General features: G+C 65.3%; 1 protein-coding gene. It reads right to left on the reverse strand.

Annotated elements, in window-relative coordinates; genetic code table 11:
* Positions 1-256 (reverse strand): hypothetical protein (locus EOB49_RS37120; RefSeq protein ID WP_206526197.1); only part of this gene is annotated, 256 nt, incomplete at its 3' end.
* Positions 257-308 lie beyond the last annotated feature (52 nt).

Genomic DNA, 308 nt, shown 5'->3' on the forward strand with positions numbered 1-308 from the left:
GTTCCAGCGAGCCGTCGCAGGTCTCGATGCGCAGCCGGGGAAAGGGCGGCATTATCCCGGCGCCGAACTCGTTCAGGGTGACGAGATGGACCAGCCGCCTGCCGCAAGCCGGACACAGGCCCCTTCCCTCACCGCCGATCGTGAACGGCTGTCCTGCCGTCGGCAGATGCCAGGTGGGATGATTGCGGTGCGTCGGGAACGGCGAGTCGTCTGGCGTGCCGCCTTCAAGGACGAGATGGTGACAGGCCGGCGGCAAGCGAGGATCGGCGTGGGTTTGCCAATCCTCAAAATCTGGAATGTCTGCCAAC

This window comes from Mesorhizobium sp. M7A.F.Ca.MR.148.00.0.0 (genome assembly GCF_003997735.1).
Taxonomy (GTDB): domain Bacteria; phylum Pseudomonadota; class Alphaproteobacteria; order Rhizobiales; family Rhizobiaceae; genus Mesorhizobium.